This is a genomic window from Pseudomonas oryziphila, from assembly GCF_003940825.1.
Lineage (GTDB): Bacteria > Pseudomonadota > Gammaproteobacteria > Pseudomonadales > Pseudomonadaceae > Aquipseudomonas > Aquipseudomonas sichuanensis.
Map to the genome: position 1 here is coordinate 5,080,984 of NZ_CP034338.1, position 22,613 is coordinate 5,103,596.

Annotated in this window: 19 protein-coding genes and 1 pseudogene; 8 read left to right on the plus strand and 12 right to left on the minus strand. The window is 65.9% G+C overall.

Annotation, left to right across the window (positions count from 1 at the left end):
* Positions 1-131 precede the first annotated feature (131 nt).
* Positions 132-353, plus strand: a complete 222-nt coding sequence (locus EJA05_RS23700) for a hypothetical protein (RefSeq protein WP_125465476.1) — start codon at positions 132-134, stop codon at positions 351-353.
* A 205-nt stretch (positions 354-558) separates the two neighbouring features.
* Positions 559-1,884, plus strand: a complete 1,326-nt coding sequence (locus EJA05_RS23705; protein WP_125860282.1) for an OprD family porin — start codon at positions 559-561, stop codon at positions 1,882-1,884.
* Between the two features lie 204 nt (positions 1,885-2,088).
* Here the strand turns inward: EJA05_RS23705 and EJA05_RS23710 are convergent, their stop codons facing one another.
* On the minus strand, positions 2,089-2,340 hold the full coding sequence (locus EJA05_RS23710; RefSeq protein ID WP_110995893.1) for a DUF3077 domain-containing protein: 252 nt from the start codon (positions 2,338-2,340) through the stop codon (positions 2,089-2,091).
* Entirely contained in the window at positions 2,337-2,576 is a 240-nt protein-coding gene (locus EJA05_RS23715) for a hypothetical protein (RefSeq protein WP_125465479.1), read from the minus strand. Before EJA05_RS23715 ends, EJA05_RS23710 begins: the two co-directional genes overlap by 4 nt.
* 837 nt (positions 2,577-3,413) lie before the next feature.
* On the opposite strand from EJA05_RS23715, the gene EJA05_RS23720 reads away from it, so the two are divergent.
* Positions 3,414-4,916 (plus strand): GGDEF domain-containing protein, encoded by a 1,503-nt coding sequence (locus EJA05_RS23720; protein ID WP_125860284.1) that lies wholly within the window; start codon positions 3,414-3,416, stop codon positions 4,914-4,916.
* Here the strand turns inward: EJA05_RS23720 and EJA05_RS23725 are convergent.
* Entirely contained in the window at positions 4,913-5,389 is a 477-nt protein-coding gene (locus EJA05_RS23725; protein ID WP_125465481.1) for a ferritin-like domain-containing protein, read from the minus strand. The two genes, EJA05_RS23720 and EJA05_RS23725, sit on opposite strands and share 4 nt — an antisense overlap.
* 204 nt (positions 5,390-5,593) lie before the next feature.
* Here EJA05_RS23725 and EJA05_RS23730 point away from each other — a divergent pair, with 204 nt between their 5' ends.
* The gene (locus EJA05_RS23730; protein WP_125860286.1) at positions 5,594-5,818 is read left to right on the plus strand and encodes a DUF3820 family protein; all 225 of its coding nucleotides are present in this window, start codon (positions 5,594-5,596) and stop codon (positions 5,816-5,818) included.
* Positions 5,819-5,884: 66 nt separating this feature from the next.
* A complete protein-coding gene (lepB, locus tag EJA05_RS23735; RefSeq protein WP_125860288.1) occupies positions 5,885-6,661 on the plus strand; it encodes a signal peptidase I in 777 nt (258 codons plus the stop codon).
* An 82-nt stretch (positions 6,662-6,743) separates the two neighbouring features.
* Here lepB and EJA05_RS23740 read toward each other — a convergent pair whose 3' ends face one another.
* Genes EJA05_RS23740 through ptsP form a run of 3 tightly spaced genes read right to left on the minus strand, consistent with a single transcriptional unit; the run spans position 6,744 to position 12,269 of the window.
* Entirely contained in the window at positions 6,744-8,471 is a 1,728-nt protein-coding gene (locus EJA05_RS23740; protein WP_125860290.1) for a PTS fructose-like transporter subunit IIB, read from the minus strand.
* Positions 8,471-9,415: a 1-phosphofructokinase gene (gene pfkB, locus EJA05_RS23745; protein ID WP_125860292.1), complete on the minus strand. Its 945-nt coding sequence runs from the start codon at positions 9,413-9,415 to the stop codon at positions 8,471-8,473. Before pfkB ends, EJA05_RS23740 begins: the two co-directional genes overlap by 1 nt.
* A gap of 1 nt (position 9,416) precedes the next feature.
* Positions 9,417-12,269, minus strand: a complete 2,853-nt coding sequence (gene ptsP, locus EJA05_RS23750) for a phosphoenolpyruvate--protein phosphotransferase (protein WP_125860294.1) — start codon at positions 12,267-12,269, stop codon at positions 9,417-9,419.
* 296 nt (positions 12,270-12,565) lie between these two features.
* On the opposite strand from ptsP, the gene cra reads away from it, so the two are divergent.
* Positions 12,566-13,561, plus strand: coding sequence for a catabolite repressor/activator (cra, locus tag EJA05_RS23755; RefSeq protein ID WP_125860296.1), 996 nt, complete (start codon positions 12,566-12,568; stop codon positions 13,559-13,561).
* Position 13,562: 1 nt separating this feature from the next.
* Complete coding sequence (locus tag EJA05_RS23760; protein WP_125860297.1) at positions 13,563-14,339, plus strand: TatD family hydrolase; 777 nt, start codon at positions 13,563-13,565, stop codon at positions 14,337-14,339.
* 101 nt (positions 14,340-14,440) lie between these two features.
* Here EJA05_RS23760 and EJA05_RS28925 read toward each other — a convergent pair whose 3' ends face one another.
* The 5 genes and pseudogenes from EJA05_RS28925 to EJA05_RS23780 all read right to left on the minus strand — a co-directional run bounded on the left by EJA05_RS28925 (position 14,441) and on the right by EJA05_RS23780 (position 20,164).
* The gene (locus EJA05_RS28925) at positions 14,441-15,154 is read right to left on the minus strand and encodes a methyl-accepting chemotaxis protein (RefSeq protein WP_371923702.1); all 714 of its coding nucleotides are present in this window, start codon (positions 15,152-15,154) and stop codon (positions 14,441-14,443) included.
* Positions 15,155-15,298: 144 nt separating this feature from the next.
* Positions 15,299-16,420, minus strand: a pseudogene (locus tag EJA05_RS28930) (HAMP domain-containing protein); the annotation flags it as partial.
* 164 nt (positions 16,421-16,584) lie between these two features.
* The gene (gene ampE, locus EJA05_RS23770) at positions 16,585-17,415 is read right to left on the minus strand and encodes a regulatory signaling modulator protein AmpE (RefSeq protein ID WP_125465490.1); all 831 of its coding nucleotides are present in this window, start codon (positions 17,413-17,415) and stop codon (positions 16,585-16,587) included.
* Positions 17,412-17,978 (minus strand): 1,6-anhydro-N-acetylmuramyl-L-alanine amidase AmpD, encoded by a 567-nt coding sequence (gene ampD, locus EJA05_RS23775; protein ID WP_125860301.1) that lies wholly within the window; start codon positions 17,976-17,978, stop codon positions 17,412-17,414. The genes ampE and ampD overlap by 4 nt, the downstream gene beginning before the upstream one ends.
* Before the next feature lie 77 nt (positions 17,979-18,055).
* A complete protein-coding gene (locus EJA05_RS23780; RefSeq protein WP_125860303.1) occupies positions 18,056-20,164 on the minus strand; it encodes a DUF1631 domain-containing protein in 2,109 nt (702 codons plus the stop codon).
* Between the two features lie 243 nt (positions 20,165-20,407).
* On the opposite strand from EJA05_RS23780, the gene nadC reads away from it, so the two are divergent.
* On the plus strand, positions 20,408-21,256 hold the full coding sequence (gene nadC, locus EJA05_RS23785) for a carboxylating nicotinate-nucleotide diphosphorylase (RefSeq protein ID WP_125465493.1): 849 nt from the start codon (positions 20,408-20,410) through the stop codon (positions 21,254-21,256).
* 177 nt (positions 21,257-21,433) lie between these two features.
* Here the strand turns inward: nadC and trxB are convergent, their stop codons facing one another.
* Complete coding sequence (trxB, locus tag EJA05_RS23790) at positions 21,434-22,396, minus strand: thioredoxin-disulfide reductase (RefSeq protein WP_028689829.1); 963 nt, start codon at positions 22,394-22,396, stop codon at positions 21,434-21,436.
* Positions 22,397-22,613 lie beyond the last annotated feature (217 nt).

The following is a 22,613-nucleotide window of genomic DNA, read 5'->3' on the forward strand; positions in this document are numbered from 1 at the left end:
GCATGCAAGCGCCTACAATTACATTTTTCGCAACAGTGCTTATCGAACGGGGTGCTGTTTCAGGCCTAGGGAAACGACTAACTTTAGCCCTGTCTCCATTAACACTTGCCCCCGCAAGAAGGTAGTTTCAAATGTCCAACAGTATGGGTATTGCCAGCGTTTTCGTCCTGTCTTCCCTGTTGTTGTCGCCACTGGCCATGGCCGAAGAATCCCAGGCCTTCGTCACCCGCAATACAGAACTTGCCGCTGTTCACCAAGAATCCCGCGAAGCCTTGGCGCACAAGGCCGACGCCGGCGAGTCCGCAGAACAGACAGCCTCGAAGGTTTCCAGCGACGCCAATGTCGATAGCTGATCGCGCACCGTCGCACCTCCCATCTTCCCTTGGCTACACATGGGCACCCGCGGTGCCGATATGTTAGCCTTTCAAAGCCGCTGCTCATCAGCGGCTTTTTTTATGTGTCGAAAATATCAGCCAGGCTGCTGCGTCTCTAATAAGAAACTTGCAGAACACGACAATAAAAAACTGCCCCACCGCTTGACCAAAGGAGTTTGTACCGGTGTCTTTCGCGTTTCGTTTTACCCCGCTTTTCCTTGCGTTAACCGCAACGATGCCCCTGGCCGCCCAGGCCGATGAAGACAAGGCTGATGGCTTCATCGAAGGCTCTACGCTGAACCTGCATTTTCGCAATGCCTACTTCAACCGCAACGAACTCAACCGTGACGTGCGTGACAAGCGCGAATGGGGCCAGGGCGCCGTGGCGCGCTTCGAGTCCGGCTACACCCCTGGTGTGATCGGCTTCGGCCTGGACGCCCACGGCATTCTCGGCCTCAAGCTCGACGGTGGCGCGGGCCATGCCGGCACCTCGATCCTGCCCAACCACGTCAAGGACGACGGCAGCCAGGGCGCTGCGCCGCACTCGTTCTCCACCGCGGGCGGGGCGATCAAGCTCAAGGGCTTCGACACCGAGTTCAAGGCCGGTGACCTGTTCCTCACCAACCCGGTGATCGCCGGCGGCGAATCGCGCATGCTGCCGCAGACCTTCCGTGGTTTCGCCCTGACCAACACCAGCATCGACGGGCTGATGCTCGAAGGTGGCCAGGTGAGCTTCACCAAGCCGTACAACCAGAGCGGCCATCGCCGCATCGACACCTACTACGGTGCACTGGAAGACGGCGACAAGAGCAAGCACCTGAACTGGGCCGGCGCGTCCTGGAGCGGCACCGAAAACGTCACCGCCAATGTCTACGCCGCCGAGCTGAAGGACATCTGGAACCAGTACTACGCCGACTTCGACTACACCTACCAGGTCAACGACCTGGTCAGCCTGAACCCGGGCGCGCACTACTACCACACCCAGGACACCGGCCAGTCGCTGCTGGGCAAGATCGACAACAACACCTACAGCCTGCACTTCACCGTGGCCGCCGGGTTCCACAGCGTCACCGCCGCCTACCAGCGGGTCAACGGCAACACGCCGTTCGACTACATCAACCTGGGTGACAGCATCTACCTGGACAACTCGCGCATGTACTCGGACTTCAACGCGCCCAACGAGCGCTCGTGGAAGCTGCAGTACGACTATGACTTCGCCGGTGTCGGCGTGCCGGGGCTGACCAGCTCGCTGTCGTACTCGCGCGGCGAGGCGGACCTGACCAAAGCCACCCAGGACACCACGCACTACGACTACTACAACGAAGATGGCAAGCACGCCACCCACTGGGAGCGTGACTTCGACCTGAAGTACGTGTTCCAGGAAGGCCAGCTGAAGGATTTGTCGGTGCTGCTGCGCTATGCCAGCCACCGGGCCAATGCGGCCTACGCGGCAGAGTCGGATAACGACGAAGTGCGGGTGATCGTCGATTACCCGGTGAACGTGTTCTGATCTGACGTCGGCGCACGGCGAGGGCTTCGCCCTCGTTTCGCCGGCACTGAAAACGCCAGACCGAAGGTAAACGTGGGAGCGGGCTTGCCCCGCGATTGCAGCACCGCGATATACGGCACCGGCTTCGCCGGTGCTCGCGGGGCAAGCCCGCTCCCACGGTAAGTGCTATTGCCGCGATACCGATGAAACAGGATATGCAAGGTTTCAGCAGTTTCTGTTCAACCCGAGTTCCAGGTCATTGACCAGTGCCTTGGCCATCGCGCTGAGAATCCGCGCCGCACTGCCGGCCAGCAAATCCCCCTCCATTTCCGCCTCGGTCGTCAGGTGCAGGATGCAGCCCTGCAACATCGACAGCTCATCGAATGCCCGGCTGAACGGGATATCGGGCTGGACACGGTACAACTCAAGGAAGGTCTCGACGCCTGCGGTGAAGGCGGGTTCGGGCTTGTCGCTCATGGCGCCACCTGCAGGGACCGAGCATGGTCGAACAAGCAGCGAAGTAGCTGGCTGAGGATGGCCACGTTTTCCATCAGGACCATGGGGCGGTCGTCAGGGGGGAACGCGCGGTAGGCGTCCAGGGTTCGGCTCATGGTCGACATCAGCACGGCGGCGTGGGCCATGGCGGCGTCGTGGGTCAGGTGGTCGATGATGCTGATGTAGGGGATGGGGGGATCGGGGACTAGCTTTTTCATTTCGAATCACTCATGTCGATTGAGGAAATCGCCACGCGGACCTTTCTCACGGGATTGGGTGGCAACCGTGCACGGGGTGAGAAACCGAGGACATGAGACCCGGCCAGACCAAAGGTCTGCCCGAACACGGCTGCCATGAAAAATGCCGAAACTCACATCGTCGGGTTCTCACGCCCGGTCACCAAAATCGGCGACCCGAGGAAGTTATCCCTGATGATTGTCCCGGCATATCTGGAACCTTCCGGCAGGCGCGTAGGATAGGTCCCAAGCACAGCCTGACTGAAGTATTTGGTTTCAGATTCGGAAATGTCGTACGCCGTTGCGGGGTGGCTGATCGGGAGCTGGTAATGGCCACCAGGTGCCCGCCACAACCCTTGCAGCGCCTGTGAAATCGAGCGCCGCCCGCGCGGCGCATCGCGACACAAGGCCGCTCCTACATCTGTTTCGGGCCAATTATTCCTGTGGAAGTATCGGCGCCTGCCTTGGTGCATGCCTTGAGTCATGAGGAGCGGCGGCAACGCACACGCTGAAACCGCGTCGAACCAACAAGGCAGACCAGGTAATGGCACAGGGGAGACTGGCCCGAAACAGATGTAGGAGCGGCCTTGTGTCGCGATGCGCCGCGCGGGCGGCGCTCGATCTCATAGGCGCTGCAAAATCATCGGCGGGCACCTGGAAGCCCACATCCGCTCCCAAGCCGAGCCCTTGGACGCTTCCCCCACGATTTCGTCGGACGAATCACCATAATTCTTGTCCGACAATCCACCGTTCCTTAGAATACCGCCGCCGCGTAATGGCCCATCCCCCATGGATCAAGGGGCTTATGCAGTAGCGAGCATGACGTCAGTTACCCGATCACCGCGTTCAGCCCTGTACAAGTCGCACCCCGAACTGATCCTCAACCTGGGCAGTTGCCTCGCCGTGCTCGCCATAGTGGGCATCGTCAGCTACCTGCTGGCGCGCGAGCGCGACAGCGTCGAGCAGTCGGCCATCCGCTCCTCGGGCAACATCGTGCAGCTGATCGAAAGCGACATCGTGCGCAATGTCGAACTCTACGACCAATCCCTCAAAGGCCTGATCTGGGCCGTGAAACACCCCGAATTGCTCAGCGTCCAGCCCAGCCTGCGCCAGCAGATCCTGTTCAGCCAGGCGATATCGGCACCGGTGCGCGGCGACATTCTCTGGCTCGACGCCAAGGGCGATGTGGTCGGTGACTCCACCAGCGTGGTGCCCCGCCAGGCCAACTTCGCCGACACCATCCCCTTCCAGCGGCACCGCGACCACCCCGGCCTGGGCCTGCTGATCAGCCCACCGTTCAAGGCCCGGCTGGGCGACCTGGACTGGTGCATCAGCTTCAGCCGGCGGATCTCCGGCAGCAACGGTGAATTCATCGGCCTGGCCGCCGGGGCACTGCGCCTGTCGTATTTCAGCCGGCTGTTCGAGCGCCTGGACATCGGCGACGACAGCAGCATCAACCTGCTCAACACCGACGGCCAACTGCTGGCCCGCCAACCTTCCCGGCCACAGGACCCGCTGATCGGCACCAGCTTCAGCGAACGGCCCAACTTCAAGCGCATCCTCGGCGAGCGCAGTGGCAGCTTCACGGCCAGGTCGAGCCTGCAGGACACCCAGCGCATGTACACCTTCGCCCGGGTCGCCGACCTGCCGTTGATCGTGCTGGTGGTGCACTCCACCGACGAGGTGTTCCAGTCCTGGCGGCGCACGGCCATCGTGGTCAGTGTGGCCACCGGCGTGCTGTGCATCGGCATCCTCTGGCTTACGTTGTTGCTGGGCCGTGAATTGCGCCGGCGCCACGATGCCGAGCAGGGCCTGGCGACCCTGGCTGCCACCGACAGCCTCACCGGGCTGGCCAACCGCCGCCGGCTCGATCAGGTGCTGCGCCTGGAATGGGCACGCGCCCAGCGCAACCGCAAGCCACTGGCGGTGCTGATGGTGGATGTGGATCACTTCAAGGCGTTCAACCAGCGCCACGGCCATGCCGGCGGCGACCATGTGCTACGCGAGGTGGCCAAGACCATCGAGCATTGCATTCGGCGCCCGGCGGACCTGGCGGCGCGTTATGGCGGGGAAGAGTTCCAGGTGGTACTGCCGGAGACCGAACTGGCCGGCGCGCTGCTGCTGGCCGAGCGTATTCGCGCCAGCGTCGAGTCGATGCCGCCGTTCGGCGCGGACGAACGCTCGGTGACGGTGAGCGTCGGCATCGGCCTGCACATCCCCGGCACCCAGCACGACCTGACCCGGCTGCTGGGTGACGCGGACGAAGCGCTCTACCGGGCCAAGGCCAATGGCCGTAACCGGGTAGAGGGCCCCAAGGCTTAAGAAGCGGCGCGGGCTGCGTTGCGCAGCGCCTTCACCTGGTCGTGGTTGCGCTGTACACCCTGCAGCTGGTTTTCCACCAGCATGTAGGTCTGGTCACTGGCGGTGCGGCCCAGTTTCACCAGCTTCTCACGGCCATCCTTGTAGGCCTTGAGCGCGTGATCCTCACCGCGCTCCACTTCATTAAGCACCGCCGCTTCATCCTTGCCGGTGACCATCGACTTGAGGTTGACCCAGCCACGGTGCAGGTCGCCGCTGATGCTGGTGCTGGTTTCCGGGTCGCCACCCAGGCGGCGGACTTCGCTTTGCAGTTGGGCCGCGGCATTGGCGCACTCGCCGGCACGCTGAACGAAGAACGCCTTGAGTTGTGGGTTCTTCACATCCTCGGCGGAGGTCTTGAAGCCCTTCTCGCCGTCCTTGCTGTACTCGATCAGGTCGTTGAGCACATCGATGACGTCTTTATTGGGGTTACTCATGGCAACAACTCCTTGGCAGGTGATAGTCACCTTAACTGGAGCAGGCTTCATGCCAGGCTTGCCGGTTAAAAATAATTTATAAAAATCAATAATTTACAGTTATTGCGAAACCGTCGTGCTGGTGCGTTCTGCATGATCGCCGCTTGGGTCGTCGTGCAGATTGCAGTATCGTCCGCGCTTCACCCGCCACAGGCTGCCGCGCCAATGAAACCTGAATCCCTGCAACTGCTGGTTACCCGCACCATGCCTTTTGGCAAGTACCAGGGGCGGATCATCGCCGACCTGCCGGGCGACTACCTGGCGTGGTTTGCGCGCAAGGGTTTCCCCCATGGCGAGCTGGGCGCGTTGCTGGCATTGATGCATGAGATCGACCACAACGGCCTGGCCGACCTGCTGGTGCCGCTGCGGACAAAGACCCGTCAGGGCTGAGCGCTCAAGACTCCGTTGTACCCGCCGAAAACTCGAAGAACTCTTTTCAAGGACGAATGACCTCCCATGCAATCGCGTCAATCTGCTTCATCGGCGTTTGTCATCTCCCTGCTGATCGCAGGCTCAGGCCTCTACTATGTAGGCCGCCTGCGTTGGGCGCTGATACTGCTGGCGCTGTTCCTCATCGACTTCTTCCTGATCGGCCTGTTTGCCACGCCCAAGGCGGTGATCGTCGGCCTGTGCGTCGCGTTGGCCTTGAAGCTCGGCTCGGCCTGCCTGGCCGCCTGGATCGCCTGGCGCGGGCACCCGGGCAGCGAACCGCCCGGGGCACGCCTGGTGGCCTATGCCGCCGCGGTGGTGGTCCTGGCCGCCGTGCTGGTGGTGCTGCGGGGGCCGTTGTTCGGTTACCGGCTCGACCAGATTCCTTCGGGCTCGATGGAGCCGGCGCTGCAGATCGGCGATCACATCGTCAGTGACTCGCGCTTGCTTGGCGACCTGAAGGTGGGGGATGTGGTGCTGTACCGCCAAGGCAATGTGGAAGGCTTCAAGCGCGTGGCGGGGGTGGCCGGCGACCGGCTGGAGATCGTTGCGGGCGAACTGTTGGTCAATGGCCGCAACCTGGGCTTGTTCCATGCCCCCGCCGAGATGGTGCGCAGCCCTTATTCACTGAGCCTGGCGCCCCTGGTGGTTGAACCCGGCCATGTCTACCTGCTCGGCGACCGGCGCGACAACAGCACCGACAGCCGTTACTTCGGCCAGGTTGCAGTGGCGGATGTAACGGCGAAGATTACCGGGGTCTGGTACGCGAAGAATCGCCAACGGATCGGTGTGACCTTCGAATAGCCATCGCGGGGCAAGCCCGCTCCCACGCTATAGTCGGCGTGGGAGCGGCGGTGCGCCGATGCGACTGGCCCCGCGATGGGCGCTAGCCCTTGGCCGGCGCCACCACCATTTCCACCTGCTCGCCCTTCTTGATCACCGCATACACCACCGCCGTCACCAGGCTCCCTGCCAAAATCGCCAGCAAGTACAACAGCGCGTGGTTGATCGCATTGGGGATCAGCAGCACGAACAGCCCGCCGTGCGGGGCCATCAGCTTGCAGCCGAAGTACATCGACAGCGCGCCGGTCAAGGCGCCGCCGGCGATGCTCGCCGGGATCACCCGCAGCGGGTCCTTGGCGGCGAACGGGATGGCACCCTCGGAGATAAAGCACAGCCCCAGCGCCAGCGCCGCCTTGCCGGCCTCGCGCTCGCTCTGGGCGAACTTGCGCCGGGCAAGGAAGGTGGCGATGCCCAGACCGATCGGCGGCACCATGCCGGCTGCCATGGTCGCCGCCATCGGCGCGTAGCTGGACGACGCCAGCAAACCCACCGAAAACGCATAGGCGGCCTTGTTGATCGGGCCACCCAGGTCGACGCACATCATGCCGCCGAGCAGCAGCCCGAGCAGGATGGCGTTGGTGGTGCCCATGCTGTCGAGGAAGTGCGTAAGCCCTGCGAGCATGGCTGCCACCGGCTGGCCGACCACATAGATCATCACCAGCCCGGTGAACAGGCTGGCCAGCAGCGGGATGATAAGGATCGGCTTGAGCGCTTCGAGGCTGCTGGGCAGGTTCACCCAGCGGGCGATGGCCTTGGCGCTGTAACCGGCGAGAAAGCCGGCGACGATGCCGCCGATGAAGCCGGCGCCGAGGGTGCCGGCCAGCAGGCCGCCGATCATCCCCGGCGCCAGGCCCGGGCGGTCGGCGATGGACCAGGCGATGTAGCCGGCCAGCAGCGGCACCATCAGTTTGAACGCCGCTTCGCCGCCGATCTGCATCAATGCCGCCGGCAGCGTGCCGGGCTCCTTGTAGGCCTCGATGCCGAACACGAACGACAGGGCGATCAGCAAGCCGCCGGCCACCACCATTGGCAGCATGAATGACACGCCGGTCAGAAGGTGCTTGTAGACGCCGGTCTTCTCGGTTTTTTGCGGGGCGCTGGCGACATCAGCGGCGCTTTCCACCTTGCCTTCGGCCAGGGCCTTGTCCAGGGTGGCGCGGGCCTGCTTGAGGGCGATGCCGGTACCGCAGCGGTAGATGCGCTTGCCGGCGAAGCGCGCGGTGGGCACTTCGATGTCGGCGGCCAGCAGCACCACGTCGGCGGCGGCGATGGCCTCGGCCGGCAATGGGTTGCGGGCGCCCACCGAGCCTTGGGTTTCCACGGTCAGCGTGTAGCCCAGGGCCTGGGCGGCCTGCTGCAGCGCCTCGGCGGCCATGAAGGTATGGGCAACACCTGTCGGGCAAGCCGTTACCGCAACGATCTTCGGCGTGCTGGCTGCCGCGCTGGGGGCGCTTTGCTGCTCGTGCAGCCGAGCCTTGGCGGCGGCTTCGTCAAGAAAGCCTTCGCGGTCGGCCAGGGCCTGGGCCGGCGTGCTCTGGTACAGGCGCTTGCCGGTGAAACGGGCCAGATCGACCGGCCCGGTGCTCACTACCAGCACCCAGTCGGCCTCGGCGATCTGCGCGGGCGACAGGCGCCGCTCGGGGTGTTCGGCCTCCTGCACTTCGACACTGGTGCTCCAGCCTCGACGCTGGGCGGCGGCGGCCAACAGGCGCGCACTGAGCACGCTGGACACCTGGCCGTTGGGGCAGGCGGTGACAATGGCAATGTTCATCAGCAGCCCTCTTGTTGTTCTGTCAGGTGCACGGCGGCTTCCAGGCGCGCCAACTGCTCGCGGTCGTGGATGCCGAAACCGACCTGGGTGACCGCCTGGGCGGCGATCGCGGTGGCGCGGCGCAGGGTAGCTGTGGGCGCTTCGCCCTGCAGCAGGCCATGGACCATGCCTGCCACCAGTGAATCACCGGCGCCCACGGTGCTGGCGATGCGCACCTGCGGTGGCTGGGCATGCAGCGCCAGGCCTGCGGCAAACCAGGTGACGCCGTGCTCGCCCTGGGACACCACCACATGCTCGACACCACTGGCCAGCAACTGGTCGGCGGCGGCGCGTTGCTGTGCCAGGCCGTCCACTGGCAAGCCGAGCACTTCACCCAGTTCGTCAGTGTTCGGCTTGACCAGCCAGGGCCCGGCCTGCAGGCCGGCGCGCAGGGCTTCGCCGCTGCTGTCCAGAGCCACTTTCAGGCCCTGCACCTTGAGCATCTGCAGCAACTCGCGCAGCCAGCCGGGGCTGATCCCCCGTGGCAGGCTGCCGGCCACCACCACCGCATCATGCCCCGGCGCTACCTGCGCCAGGCGGTGCAGCAGGTCGTTCCTGGCGGCCTCATCGACCTGCGGGCCCTGGCCGTTGATGTCAGTGACCCGGCCGTCGGCCTCGACCAGCTTGATGTTGCTGCGGGTCTCGCCAGGCACGCGGACGAAGCAGTCGGCAAAGCCGCGCTGGGCGATCAGCGCCTCGAAGGGTTGCAGGTTGTCCTGGCCGAGAAAACCACCGACGGTGACGCTGTGGCCCAGGTCGGCCAGCACCTGGGCGACGTTCAGGCCCTTGCCGGCGGCATGGCTGTGCTGGGCCTGGCTGCGGTTGACGGCACCGGCTTGCAGGCGGTCGAGGCTGACGGTGATGTCCAGCGCCGGGTTGAGGGTAAGGGTGAGGATCTTGGCCATTTCAGTAACGCTCCACCAGCGCCCGGACCGCTTCGGCGCTGTCTTGTTGCAGGGCCTCGCGCGCCAGGGCGCGGGCCGTCGATAGGGTGGCCTGGCGCACCAGTGCCTTTACTTCGGGGATGCTGCGGGCGGCGACGCTCAACTCGTCCACCTCCAGCCCCAGCAACACCGCGACCGCCTGCGGGTCGGCCGCCAGTTCACCGCAGATACCCACCCATTTGCCTTCGGCGTGGGCGGCGCGCACGGTCATGTCGATCAGTTGGAGCACGGCCGGGTGCAGGCCGTCGGCCTGGGCCGAAAGGCTCGGGTGGCCGCGGTCGATGGCCAGGGTGTACTGGGTGAGGTCGTTGGTGCCGATGCTGAAGAAGTCCACCTCACGCGCCAGCTGCGGGGCCAGCAGCGCGGCGGACGGCACCTCGACCATGATCCCGACCTGCAGGTCGCTCACCGGGATTTCCAGGCGCAAGCGCTCGACCATGGCCTTGGCGGCGCGCCACTCGTGCACCTGCCCGACCATGGGGAACATGATCCGCAGGGGGCGATTGTCGGCCGCGCGCAGCAGAGCCCGCAGTTGCTCTTCCATCACCTGCGGGCGCTGCAGGGTCAGGCGTACGCCGCGCACGCCGAGGAAGGGGTTGTCCTCTGCGGCAATCGGCCAGTAGGGCAAGGGCTTGTCGCCGCCCACGTCGAGGGTGCGCACCACCAGTGGCCGCCCGCCCAGGCCGTCGAGCACGCGGCGGTATTCGGCTTCCTGGGTGGCCACGTCGGGGGCCTGCGGGTGGGCCATGAAGATCAGCTCGGTGCGCAGCAGGCCAACGCCTTCGGCGCCCTGCTCCACCACCTTGTCGATGCCGCTGCTTTCACCGATGTTGGCGCACACTTCGACGCGGTGGGCGTCGCGGGTCACTGCCGGTTCATGGCGGTTGGCCCAGGCAATCTGCAAGCGCCGCTCGCGGGCGTCGCGTTCGGCCAGGGCGCGTTGCAGTTCATCGGCGGGCGGGGCAATGGCGACACGCCCGCGCTGGCCGTCGAGCAACAGCGGCGTGCCGCTGTCGAGCAGCAAGATCGCCGCGCCGGCACCGACCACCGCCGGGATGCCCAGGGCGCGGGCAACGATGGCGCTGTGGGCAGTGGCGCCGCCCTGGGCGGTGACGATGCCGGCAACCCGTGCCGGGTCCAGGCGCGCCACGTCCGAGGGGCCCACTTCGGCCATCACCAGCACGTAGGGTTGTGTCGGCTCGGCGGCCTGCTGCACACCGCACAGCTGGGCGAGCACCCGCCGGCCGATGTCGCGCAGGTCGGCTGCGCGCTCCGCCAGCAGGGTGTCGTGCAGGGCCTCCTGCTGGCGCGCGGCGGCGTCGATCACGGCCATCCAGGCGGCGGCGGCGCTTTCGCCCTGGGCCAGGCGCAGCTCGACCTCGTCCATCAGGGCCGGGTCGCTGAGCATCTCTTGATGGGTGACGAAGATTTCGCCGATGGCCTTGTCACTGCGCTGCACCAGGGCCTGCAGCTCGGTGTGCACCGCCGCCACGGCGCTGCGCAATTTCAGGCGCTCCTGTGCCGGGGACTCGCCGCGCAGGGGGTAGTCGATGTCGCGCTCGACCCGCACAAAGGCCGGCCCGCTGGCAATCCCGGGGGCTGCCGCGACGCCTTGGACAGTGCTGCCGGGCAGCGGTGCCTCAAGCACCTGCGCGGATGCCTCGGTGACAGGCTGGGTAACGGCCGGCAGTGGCTCCACCTCCTCACCAAGGCCTTGCTCGATGGCGGCCAGCAATACCGGCAGCGCGTCACTGGCGATGCCCGGTTCGGCGATCAGCTCCAGCACCTGGCCACGCCGGGCGCCCAGGCTGAGCAGCTTGCTCAGGCTCTTGACCGAAACCGCAGGCTGGGGGCTGTCGAGCACACGCACGCGGATCTCGCCTTCGAAACCTTTGGCCAGCTGCGCCAGTTCCTTGGCCGGGCGGGCATGCAAGCCATGGGGGTTGGCCAGCGCCACCCGGGCGCTGGGCCAGTCGGCAGGCGCTTCACCGCCGAGCACTTCGAGCACGGCGCGGCTGCTGGTGGCCTGGTAGAGCATCTGCCCGCGGCCTTCGATCAGCACTTCGCACAGGCGTTCGAGCAAGGCCTGGTGCGCGGCACCGAGGCTGGCCAGGCAGAACAGGCCATTGAGTGGCTGATCGCGGTAACGCAGGGGTGTTTGCGGGGTGACGAAGGCCAGGCCCGGCTGGCGCACCTGGCGCTCGCTGTGCAGCCACCACAGGCCTTCGCCCAGGGGCAGCGGCTCGGCCTGTTGCAGTACGGCGGCAAAACCGCTGTCGACACAGCCGGCGCGCTGCAACAGGCGTGCACCGCGCCAGGCCAGTTCGTCGAAGTCTTCGGCGGCCAGGTTGAGGCCGACCAGTTGCGCATCCAGCGCCAGTTCCTGGGGGGCGCCCTGCAGCAGCTTGAGCAAGGCCTCGGCACTGCCGGCACGGCGCAAGGCCTCGGCCAGGTCCGTCTCGCCGAGGGCGCGGGTGAGCAGTTGCAGCAGGCGCAGGTGTTCGTCGGAACGGGCGGCGATACCGATGGCCAGGTACACAATCTGCCCGTCGCCCCAGTCCACCCCTTCGGGGAACTGCAGCAGGCGCACGCCGGTGGCGAACACCAGCTCGCGGGTCTGCGGTGTGCCATGCGGGATGGCGATGCCCTGGCCGAGGAAGGTCGAGCCCTGCGCCTCGCGGGCGCGCAAGCCGTCGACATAGCCCTCGGCAACCAGCCCGTCGGCCACCAGCCGCGCGGCCAGCAAGGCCAACGCCTCGCCTTTGTCGGCAGCCTTCTGGCCCATGGCAATCTGCTCCACGGCAAGCTCGAGCATGACCTTCTCCTTTCCGGCGCCCAGGTGGGGTACCGAGGTATTGTTGTGGATTTTTCCGGCAAAAGCCGTTCAATTGATCAGCGCAAGTGGCCAGGCTGGATGTGGCAAGCAGGAAAAATCAGCCAAGCTGAAACGATTAATCTGACCAAGCGGCCACGTTACTCGATAATCTGCCGACGAAAAAGCCCCATCCTGTCGGACAATTGCGACAATGGTCGTCTGCGCGCGGGCCTGCGCTTGGGTGAAACTACCCGGTCAGGCAAGCAGTCAGCCCCGGAAATAACAAGGAAAATTCGGTGAAACTCAGCGATATCGCCCGTCTGGCCGGTGTGTCCGTGACCACGGCCAGCTACGTCATCAATGGCAAGGCCGAGCAGCAGCGCATCAGCAACAGTACCGTCGAGCGCGTGCGCGCGGTGGTCGAGGCCCATGGCTTCACCCCCAACCCGCAGGCCGCCGGCCTGCGCAGCCGGCACACCCGCACCCTGGGCTTCATTCTCCCCGACCTCGAGAACCCCAGCTACGCCCGCATCGCCAAGCAGCTGGAACAGGGCGCCCGCGCCCGTGGTTACCAGTTGCTGATCGCCAGCAGCGACGACCAGCCCGGCAGCGAGCACCAGTTGCAGCAACTGTTCCGCGCCCGCCGCTGCGATGCGCTGTTCGTCGCCAGCTGCCTGCCGCCCGAGGACGACAGCTACCGTGAGCTGCAGGACAAGGGCCTGCCGGTGATCGCCATCGACCGGCGCCTGGACCCGGCGCACTTCTGCTCGGTGATCAGCGACGACCGCGACGCCAGCCGCCAGCTCGCCGAGAGCCTGCTGAAAACCCGCCCACAAAGCATCGCGCTGATCGGCGCCCGCCCCGAGCTGTCGGTGAGCCAGGCCCGCGCCGGTGGCTTCGACGAGGCCATGCAGGCCTATGCCGGTGAAGTGCGCCGCTACCAGGGCGATGCGTTCAGCCGCGAGTGCGGCCAGCGCCTGATGCAGCAACTGATCGCCGAACACGGCGGCCTGCCGGACGCCCTGGTGACCACCTCCTATGTGCTGCTGCAAGGGGTGTTCGACATTTTGCAGGCGCGCCCGGCCGATTCGCGCCAGCTGCAACTGGGCACCTTCGGTGACAACCAGTTGCTCGACTTCCTGCCACTGCCGGTCAACGCCATGGCCCAGCAGCACGGGCTGATCGCCGCCACCGCGCTGGAGCTGGCGCTGGCCGCCATCGAAGAGAAGCGCTACGAGCCCGGCGTGCACGCCATCGGTCGCACCTTCAAGCAACGCATTCCGGGCGCCTGACATGCGCCTGATCGACACCCACACCCACCTGGACTTCCCCGACTTCGACGCAGACCGCCCGCAACTGCTGGCCAACGCGGCGGCGCGCGGGGTGGAGCGGATGGTGGTGCTGGGGGTGTACCAGGCCAACTTCCAGCGCGTGTGGGAGCTGGCCTGCAGTGACTCGCGCCTGTACGCCGCACTCGGCCTGCACCCGGTCTACCTCGATCAGCATCGCCCAGAGCACCTGGTGCATCTGCGCGACTGGCTGGAGCGCCTGCGTGGCGACCCGCGCCTGTGCGCGGTGGGCGAGTTCGGCCTGGACTACTACCTGCCGGAACTTGACCCGCAGCGCCAGCAAGCGCTGTTCGAAGCCCAACTGCAACTGGCCTGCGACTTCGAACTGCCGGCCCTGCTGCACGTGCGCCGCAGCCACGCCCAGGTGATCGCCACGCTCAAACGCTACAAACCGCAGCGGGCGGGGATCATCCATGCCTTTGCCGGCAGTTACGAAGAGGCGCGCGAGTACCTCAAGCTGGGGTTCAAGCTGGGCCTGGGCGGCGCGGCGACCTGGCCACAGGCGTTGCGGCTGCGCAAGACCCTGGCGCGCCTGCCGCTGGACAGCGTGGTGCTGGAGACCGACTCGCCGGACATGGCGCCGGTGATGTACCCGGGGATGCGCAACAGCCCGGAGCACCTGCCGGAGATCGCCGCGGCGCTGGCCGAGGTGATGGGGGTTGACGTCGGGCTGCTGGCCGAGGCCAGTAGCCGTAATGCCGGCGAGCTGTTTGGCTGGTAGTTGTGTGGTGCTCCTACCGGCCTCATCGCCGGCAAGCCGGCTCCCACAGTGACGGCCTGTGGGAGCCGGCTTGCCGGCGATGAGGCCGGTACAGGCAGTCACTAAACCCTGAACGCCCCGATCAACCGCTTCAACTCCACCACCTGCACCGACAACGCCCGGCTGGCATCCTCGGTCTGGCAGGCGCCTTCGGTAGTGTCCTGGGCGGCCCGGTTGATCGCCACGATGTTCTGGTCGATGTCGTGGGCCACGGCGGTCTGCTGCTCCACCGCTGCCGCGATCTGCTGATTCTGCTCGACGATGCCACTCACCGCGCCAAGGATGTTGCCCAGCGCCTGCTGCACCTGGCGCGCCTCGTCCACCGTGCCGGCGGCCATCTGGTGGCTGCTGCCCATCACCCGCACCGCCGCACCGACCCCCTCGCGCAGGCGCTCGATCATCTGGGCGATCTCCTCGGTGGAGTCCTGGGTGCGCCTGGCCAGTGTGCGTACTTCATCGGCCACTACCGCAAAGCCGCGGCCCTGCTCGCCGGCCCGGGCGGCTTCGATGGCGGCGTTGAGGGCCAGCAGGTTGGTCTGCTCGGCTATGCTGCGGATCACCTCCAGTACCCGGCCGATGGCCTGGCTGTCGGCGGCCAGCTGGTTGACCGCCACCACGCTCTGGTCGATTTCCCCCGCCAGGCGGGCGATGCTGCCCTGCTGGCTTTCGACCAGGTCGCGGCCCGAGGCGCTTTCGTGGTTGACCCGTTGTGCGCCCTCGGCCGCCAGCGCCGCGCTGCGCGCCACTTCCAGCGCGGTGGCGGTCATCTGGTTCATGGCCGTGGCCACCTGCTCGATCTGCTCGCGCTGGCCGCCAACCGCCTGGTTGCTGCGCGCCGACACCGACAACACCTGGCCGGCCTGTTCCTCGACCGTGGCTACCGTATGGCCGACCTGTTCGATCAACCCGCGGATGCGCCGCACGGTCTCGCTGAAGCCACGGCCCAGCTCGCCCAGTTCGTCCTGGCTGCTGGCCTGGAAACTCACCGTCATGTCGCCGGCGGCCACTTTGTCCATGGCGCTGCCGAGCTTGCCCAGGGTTTCGCGGGTGGACACGTAAAAGCCGCTGTAGAGGTAGATGATCAGCACGAACACCGTGGCCAGCGCGGCGACCAGGGCGACCATGCGCACGCGGTGCTGGGCGAGGCGGTCTTCCAGTTGCCCGTTCAATTGAGCCAGCACGGCGTCGTTGAGGCGGTAGGTCTGGGCCATCAGCTCGCTGGTCTGCTGGTAGAAACCGGCCCAGGGCGCGTCCAGGGTCTCGGCCACCACCACCTGGTCCTCGAACAGGCTGGCGGCCTGCTTGACCGTGGCCTGGCTGGCCTGGGCACTGGCCGCCAGCGCCGCCTTGGCCCGGTTGTCGGCAGCCAGGGCGTCGTCCAGGCGAATGGCGTAGTCGGCAGAGAGCCGCTCCAGGCGTTGCAGCAGGTCTTCGAAACGGGCGCTGCCGGCGGAGTCCATGAAGCCGCGGCCCAAGGCCACCGAGCCCATCGCCCGCCCTTCGCCAAGGGCCTGGGTGACCTGCGCCGTGGCACTGCCGATCAGCTCGCCAAGCTGACGCACCGAGGCCTGGCTGTCCTGGTTGAGGCCCGACTGGCTGGCAACCAGCTTGCCCAGCACTTGGGCCTGGGCGAGCAGTTTTTCGAACAACGCGGCCTTGTTCTGCAACGAGGTTTCGCCGCGGGCGCGGGTGAAGGCGTCGGCCAGCTCGGCGCGCTTGGCTTCGAGGGGCGGGTCGCTGCCCTTGAGCGCCTCGAGCCGGGCCTGGACCTTGTCCTGCAAGCTGGCGATACGGCCTTCCACATCACCGGCCTGGCCCGACTGGCCAAGTACGGCGTTGATCTGCAGCAGGTTGCCGAGGGTTTCCAGGTCGCCCCGCAACGCCAGGCTCTCGCCCAGCGGGGCCAGGCCCTGCAGCTCGACGCGGGTGGCGTGGAACTGGTTATAGGCGTCACGTACCAGATAGAAGCTGGTGACCAGCATGGGCAGGAAGAACAGGACGCTGATCAGGCTGAACTTCATGCCGAAGCTCAGCCGATTCATCAGCGCGATGGCCGGATAGAGCAGACGCTTCACAGGTCACCTCCTTGAATTCTTGTTGTTCTGCGGGGTAGCACTTGGCCATCGATGGCCAAACACTTTGTATAACGCAGAATGAATTCAAGGTTTGTAACTTAAGGTTAAGCGACCCGCGCTCAACCCTTGCGTCAGACCAGCACCGTCCACAGGGCGAAACAGGCATACCACAGCACCGCGCTGCGCAGCAGCAGTTCCCACAGGCTGTCCAGCCGCTCCAGCCCGCGCTGGCGGTCTTCTTCCTCGGGAATGTCGTCGGCTACCCGGCCGACCTTGGCCACCAGATGACCGGCGCTGATATGCCAGTCGAGCAGTTCGTGCAGCATCACCCGGGTGACTGCGACGAAGTTGCCGACCAGGGCAAAGCTCACCGCCAGCACCCGTACCGGCAGCCAGTCCAGCGCATGGCGCAGTTGCTCGGCGAGGGTCTTGAGCGCCGGCTGGCGGCTGTTTTCGCCGGTCAAGGCCAGCAAGCGGTAGGCCAGCGCCGCCGCCGGACCGAGCAGGAAGTACCAGAAGATCACCGCGAAGAAACTCTGGTAGGCCTGCCACAGCAGATGCCCCTGGGCCCGCTTGATCAGGCCCATGGCATCGTCGGCGGCCAGCCCCAGGTCGCGCTCGGCCACGTGCAGCGCGGCCTGGTCGTCGCCACGGCGCCAGGCATCGCGGAACGGGCCAAGGGCGGCTTTGACGTCACCGCGGCCGAGGCTGTAGATCAGCACCAGCAGATGCACCGGCAGCGCCAGCAAGCCATAGGCTACCGGCTCCAGCACATGCAGCAGCAGGACCAGCAGCGCCACCGGGGCGAGGATCAGGATGGCCAGGGTCCACCAGGGGTGAACCTTGCCGCTGCGCTCCAGGCGCACCAGTTCGCCAAGGTAGAAACCGTCGCGCTGCAACCGTTGGCGCAACGACGAAAACTTCTCGAACCACAGCGCCAGCACCAACACCAGAAAGCTCATGCCTTGTCCTCATTGCGTTGCACAGCGTCGCGGTAGCGCGGCCAGTCGAAGGCCGGGCCTGGGTCGGTCTTGCGTTGCGGGGCGATATCGCTATGGCCGCAAATGCGCTGCAGGTCGATCACCGGCCAGGCTGCGCGAATCGCTTGGGTGAGTTGGCGCAGGGCGCTGTACTGGGCATCGGTGTAGGGCAAGTCGTCGGTGCCTTCCAGCTCGATACCGATGGAAAAGTCGTTGCAGCCTGCACGGTCCTCGAAGCGCGACACGCCGGCGTGCCAGGCGCGGTCGAGCAGCGAGACGAACTGGGTCACCGCGCCGTCGCGCTCGACGAACAGGTGCGCCGACACGGTCAGGTGGCTGATGCTGGCGAAATAGGGGTGCTCGTTCGGGTCGAGGCGGTTCTGGAAGAACTGCTGGACCTTGCCGGTGCCGAAGCAGGCCGGTGGCAGGCTGATGTTGTGGATCACCAGCAGCGAGATCGCCTCGCCGTCAGGGCGGGCATTGCAGTTCGGTGAAGGGCAGTGGCTTACGCCGGTGAACCAGCCGGTCGCATGGTCCAATTGCATGGGGCAGATCCTGAATGACGCCGGGGGCAGGCGTTTAGTATGCCGCGCACGTGCAGCGCTTGCATGTAAATGATTGTTCAGCCAATGCCCTGCTCGGCACGCAGCCGCGCCAGCACGGCCTCCAGTGCGCGCTCGAACAACTGCCCGTCATCGAGCGTGCGCACCTGGCCCAGGCACAGCGCCTGGGCCAGGCCCGCGTGGCTCCATTCGCGCACTTTCATGCCGGTACGGTTGGCGAACACCAGCCGGTCGCTGCCGTCGATGCGGGCCACCAGCTTGCAGCGCAGTGGCTCTTCGTCGTCCAGCACCTCGATCCAGGCGCCGATGCGCAAGTGTTCCACCAGGCGCTGCGCGGGCGCCTGTTCATCGATGTCCAGGCAAGGGCCACGGGGCGTTTCGTCGGCAGTGGCCAGGACGATATCGGCCTGTACGCACACCTCCTGCAACGCATCATCGGCCACCCACGGGCCGCCGCAAGCGCGCTGGTGCAGCTGCTCCAGGTGCTGGAAGAAATCACGGGTGGCCGCGGCGTCCAGCGCCACGCCAGCCAGCCCCTCGCGCAACGCTTTGAGCAGGCCGGGCAGCTGCTCCAGCAACTGCGCAGGTTCCCGTTGCGGGGCAATGCTGGCCAGCAACTGGTCGACCGTCGCCAGGCCAGCGCGCCAGGCCGCAGACGCCTCGCCCTGCTTCAGCCAGGCCAGCAGCAGCACCTGGCTCCAGGCCTGCTCCAGCATCTGCACCACCACCTGCGGCAACACCCGGCCGCGCAGGCGCAGGTTGAGTGCCTGCTGTACCCGCAGCTTGGCCTGCAACGCCCGTGCGCGCCCTTCCTCGGCGTCGCGGGTGCGCTGCTCGAGCAGTTCGTTGCGCCGCCGTTCGTCCTGGCTGAAGGCAAGAAACTCGTCGAGCAGTTCGTCGAACAGCTGACAGTCTTCGGCGAAGTCCTTGAGCAGCCGCTGGACGATGCGCTCGACGCGTCGGTGCAGGCCCTCGCCGTCGGCCTCCCAGCCGATGGCCACGGCGGCGATCTCGTTGAGCAGGCGGCGTGCCGGGTGGCTGGCGCGGCTGAACAGGCCTTTGTCGATCAGGGCAACCTTGAGCAGCGGGATATGCAGGCGGCCGACCAGCGCGCGCACTGTCGCTGGCAGGTTGTGGTCAGCGTCGATGAAGGTGAACAGCAGGCCGAACAGGTTGATCATGTCTTCGTCGCCGGTGGCGATATAGCGGCGTGTGCCGCTGCGCACGCTGACCCGCAGCACCAGCTGTTCGAGCTGCATGCCCAGGTCGAAATCGTCTGCCTCGCCGGGGCCCGGAACATAATGCTGCAGGTGGGTCAAAAGGCGCAGCAGGTCGCCGGTGCTGATCGGCTGTGCGTCGGTGGCCGCCTGCAGGCGCGGCGCTATACGCCCGCGAACAGGGGCCAGCAGGGCTTGCAGGGAGGCGAAGAACGCCTGACCGGCAACGTCGACCCCGGCGCCCCTCTCTTGCGCAGGGCTGGCCGCCACCCTGCGGGGAATATTGCGTCGATCGTCGGCGCGACGGCGTGGCGCGGGCGCCAGGTCAGGCAACACGCCAGCAGCGACGAGCAACTGGTTGGCCTCGCCATAGAGCAGGTCGAGGTCGCGCAACACATAGCGCTCGAACAGTTTGAGCAGGACCTGCTTGACCTCAGGCCCCACGCCCAGGTTGCGCCCGGCAGTGAGGAAGTAGCCACACAGGTTGCCAGGCCCCAGCGGGTTGCAGGCCGGGTCCAGGCCCTGCTCGAGCAGGGCGGCGCAGCGCAGGTTCAGTTGCAGCAAGTCGAAACCGTCGCGCGACAGTACACGGTCGACCATCGCCTGGACCACGGCGGAATGCGCCGGTGCGGCCATGGCATCGGCCTGACCGATCAGGGCGAAGGCCTGGTAGAAGGTGTCGAGGAAGCCGCGCTCTATGCTCTTGCGCTTGAGGCGCAAGTCACGCATGGCCTCGAAGTGCAGATTCTGATCAAGACGATCGCTGGCCTTGTCGGCCATCTCGAACAGGGTGTCGTCGGCATTGTCGAACAAAGCCTGAAGGCCTTGGCGCAGCTGAAGCGCAGCCTTGTCACGCACTTGCAGGAGCAACAACGGAAGGCTGGGCGAGGGCGTTTGCGCACCTCGATCGATGGCTGCCGCCAAGGGCACCACCTTGCCTTCTTCATGCATCCCGGACTCCTTGATGGATGTTGCGTAATCGACCGCGCAAAAATCGTCAAAGCTATGACGCCAAATACAAGGCGCCATTATCTGTGAAAATCATTACAGCTGCCAGCGTGCCTTTCGCACGACTCAACAGACCGTGCTTTACCGCAATCACTCGCAGAGCCCGACCAACGGTCATCGTCCGCGCTGCTGTACACACCGCCCCCCTGCCCTATAATCGCCGCCATCTAGCTTGTGGAGCCGACCATGCCGAACCTACGCCTCGCCGACCTGACCGCCGAAATCGAAGCCAACGTGCGCCGCGCGCTGCTCGAGGACATCGGCAGCGGCGACATCACCGCCCAGCTGATCCCGGCCGAGCGCCTGGCCAAGGCGACCATCATCACCCGCGAAGATTGCGTGGTTGCCGGCACGGCCTGGGTGGATGCCGTGTTCCGCCAGCTCGACCCACGGGTGGCGGTGCACTGGCAGGTGGCGGATGGCGAGCGGGCCAGCGCCAACCAGGTGCTGTTCCACCTCGAAGGCCCGGCACGCTCGCTGCTCAGCGGTGAGCGCTCGGCGCTGAATTTCCTGCAGATGCTCTCGGGCGTGGCCACCCGCGCACGCTTGCTCGCCGACTTGGTCGAGGGTACCCAGGTGCGCTTGCTCGACACCCGCAAGACCTTGCCGGGCCTGCGCCTGGCGCAGAAGTACGCGGTCACCTGCGGTGGCTGCCACAACCACCGCATTGGCCTGTACGACGCCTTCCTGATCAAGGAAAACCATATCGCTGCCAGTGGCGGCGTGGCCCAGGCAGTGGCTGCGGCGCACCGCATCGCCCCGGGGAAGCCTGTGGAAATCGAAGTGGAAAGCCTGGACGAGCTGCGCCAGGCACTGGCGGCCGGGGCCGATATCGTCATGCTCGACGAACTGACCCTGGATGAAATGCGCGAGGCGGTGCGCATCAACGCCGGCAAGGCCAAGCTCGAGGCCAGCGGCGGGGTCAACGAGACCACCCTGCGGGTGATCGCCGAGACCGGAGTGGACTACATCTCCATTGGTGCCATGACCAAGGATGTGAAGGCGGTAGACCTGTCGATGCGCCTGAGCCTGTAAGGTTTTCCACAGGCACAAAAAAACCGGCCATAGGGCCGGTTTTTTCATTTCTGGATCGGTGCTGACTTCATCGCCGGCAAGCCGGCTCCCACCCCGACCGCATCAAACACAAACCATGCGCTGATTCTGTGGGAGCCGGCTTGCCGGCGAAAGGGCTACAAGGCAGCCCCTGATGCATCAGTGCGCGGCGTTGGCCAGGCCGTCCAGGTAACGCTCTACGTCCAGTGCGGCCATGCAACCGGCACCGGCCGAGGTGATGGCCTGGCGGTAGACGTGGTCGGCCACGTCGCCGGCGGCGAACACGCCTTCGACGTTGGTGGCGGTGGCGTTGCCTTCACGGCCGCCGTGCACTACCAGGTAGCCGTCCTTCAGGGTCAGCTGGCCTTCGAACAGCGAGGTGTTCGGGGTGTGGCCAATGGCGATGAACACGCCGTCGACCTTGATCTCGTCAAAGCTGCCGTCGTTGTTCTTCAGACGCGCACCGGTCACGCCCATGTTGTCGCCCAGTACTTCGTCGAGGGTGGCGTTGAGCTTGAGCTCGATCTTGCCTTCGGCCACGCGGGCGTGCAGCTTGTCGATCAGGATCTTCTCGGCGCGGAAGGTATCGCGGCGGTGCACCAGGGTGACCTTGCTGGCGATGTTGGCCAGGTACAGCGCCTCTTCCACGGCAGTGTTGCCGCCACCGACCACGGCAACCGGCTTGTTGCGGTAGAAGAAACCGTCGCAGGTAGCGCAGGCCGAAACACCTTTGCCCATGAAGGTTTCTTCCGACGGCAGGCCCAGGTAGCGGGCGCTGGCACCGGTGGCGACGATCAGTGCGTCGCAGGTGTAGGTACCGCTGTCGCCACGCAGGGTGAACGGCTTGTTGGCCAGGTCGACGGCATTGATGTGGTCGAAGACGATCTCGGTCTCGAAACGCTCGGCGTGTTCCTGCATGCGCTGCATCAGGGCCGGGCCGGTCAGGCCGTGGGGGTCGCCCGGCCAGTTGTCGACTTCGGTGGTGGTGGTCAGCTGGCCGCCGGCCTGCATGCCGGTGATCAGCAGCGGCTTGAGGTTGGCGCGGGCGGCATATACCGCGGCGCTGTAACCGGCAGGGCCGGAACCCAGAATGATGACGCGCGAATGACGTACTTCAGACATGTCGAACTCCTGTCGAGCGGGCCGCAGCGGGCCGGCATCGGGATGCCGGCTGTGCCAGCTGGAATTAAAAGGGACCCACGCAGCACTTGGGGAAGTGCTACAACGCGTCGGCCCAAAAACGAAAAGTTGAGCGCACTGTAGCGAGGCCGCAGAGATTAAGGAAATATCCTTCGACAATCCACCTTATAGAGAGTCTCTATCCAAGGAGAAAACCGAT

Coding starts and splice junctions, on each gene's coding strand:
- nadC (WP_125465493.1), top strand. CDS start 20,408: ATGCCGAACCTACGCCTCGCCGACCTGACCGCCGAAATCGAAGCCAAC.
- EJA05_RS23725 (WP_125465481.1), bottom strand. CDS start 5,389: ATGAGTAACCCCAATAAAGACGTCATCGATGTGCTCAACGACCTGATC.
- EJA05_RS23760 (WP_125860297.1), top strand. CDS start 13,563: ATGCGCCTGATCGACACCCACACCCACCTGGACTTCCCCGACTTCGAC.
- ptsP (WP_125860294.1), bottom strand. CDS start 12,269: ATGCTCGAGCTTGCCGTGGAGCAGATTGCCATGGGCCAGAAGGCTGCC.
- EJA05_RS23710 (WP_110995893.1), bottom strand. CDS start 2,340: ATGAGCGACAAGCCCGAACCCGCCTTCACCGCAGGCGTCGAGACCTTC.
- EJA05_RS23780 (WP_125860303.1), bottom strand. CDS start 20,164: ATGCATGAAGAAGGCAAGGTGGTGCCCTTGGCGGCAGCCATCGATCGA.
- pfkB (WP_125860292.1), bottom strand. CDS start 9,415: ATGGCCAAGATCCTCACCCTTACCCTCAACCCGGCGCTGGACATCACC.
- EJA05_RS28925 (WP_371923702.1), bottom strand. CDS start 15,154: ATGAACCAGATGACCGCCACCGCGCTGGAAGTGGCGCGCAGCGCGGCG.
- lepB (WP_125860288.1), top strand. CDS start 5,885: ATGCAATCGCGTCAATCTGCTTCATCGGCGTTTGTCATCTCCCTGCTG.
- EJA05_RS23700 (WP_125465476.1), top strand. CDS start 132: ATGTCCAACAGTATGGGTATTGCCAGCGTTTTCGTCCTGTCTTCCCTG.
- EJA05_RS23740 (WP_125860290.1), bottom strand. CDS start 8,471: ATGAACATTGCCATTGTCACCGCCTGCCCCAACGGCCAGGTGTCCAGC.
- EJA05_RS23715 (WP_125465479.1), bottom strand. CDS start 2,576: ATGAAAAAGCTAGTCCCCGATCCCCCCATCCCCTACATCAGCATCATC.
- ampD (WP_125860301.1), bottom strand. CDS start 17,978: ATGCAATTGGACCATGCGACCGGCTGGTTCACCGGCGTAAGCCACTGC.
- trxB (WP_028689829.1), bottom strand. CDS start 22,396: ATGTCTGAAGTACGTCATTCGCGCGTCATCATTCTGGGTTCCGGCCCT.
- EJA05_RS23720 (WP_125860284.1), top strand. CDS start 3,414: ATGACGTCAGTTACCCGATCACCGCGTTCAGCCCTGTACAAGTCGCAC.
- ampE (WP_125465490.1), bottom strand. CDS start 17,415: ATGAGCTTTCTGGTGTTGGTGCTGGCGCTGTGGTTCGAGAAGTTTTCG.
- EJA05_RS23730 (WP_125860286.1), top strand. CDS start 5,594: ATGAAACCTGAATCCCTGCAACTGCTGGTTACCCGCACCATGCCTTTT.